This window comes from Paenibacillus sp. J45TS6, from assembly GCF_018403285.1.
Lineage (GTDB): Bacteria > Bacillota > Bacilli > Paenibacillales > Paenibacillaceae > Paenibacillus.
This window is the reverse complement of the sequence record NZ_BOSJ01000066.1, coordinates 1-448: the sequence shown is the minus strand read 5'-3', so window position 1 is coordinate 448 and position 448 is coordinate 1. Positions and strand designations below refer to the sequence as shown.

At 48.9% G+C, this 448-nt stretch carries 3 tRNA genes; all 3 read right to left on the bottom strand.

From position 1 onward, the window contains the following. Window positions 1-53 precede the first annotated feature (53 nt). A tRNA-Glu gene (locus tag KJS58_RS24930) sits at window positions 54-125 on the bottom strand. A gap of 14 nt (window positions 126-139) precedes the next feature. Further along, a tRNA-Ser gene (locus KJS58_RS24925) sits at window positions 140-231 on the bottom strand. Window position 232: 1 nt separating this feature from the next. After that, window positions 233-308 (bottom strand) — tRNA-Asn (locus tag KJS58_RS24920). Window positions 309-448: the final 140 nt, after the last annotated feature.

The following is a 448-nucleotide window of genomic DNA, read 5'->3' as shown; positions in this document are numbered from 1 at the left end:
CCTCTGCTTGTAAGGCAGATGCTCTCCCAGCTGAGCTAAATCTCCATATAAAGTGACCCGTAGGGGATTCGAACCCCTGTTACCTCCGTGAAAGGGAGGTGTCTTAACCCCTTGACCAACGGGCCTTGCAAAAATATAGTGGCGGAGAGAGAGGGATTCGAACCCTCGAGACGCTTTTGGCGCCTACACGATTTCCAATCGTGCTCCTTCGGCCAACTCGGACACCTCTCCGTGGCTCCCCGAACAGGGCTCGAACCTGTGACAACTCGATTAACAGTCGAGTGCTCTACCAACTGAGCTATCAGGGAACATCATATATATTCAAGGATTTGCTCCCTGAAAACTAGATACGAAACAATCTTTGCAATTTATAGCATATGCTTTCGAAGTAGCTTTCCTTCAGAAAGCTTTTAGGATAAGCCCTCGACCGATTAGTACTGGTCAGCTC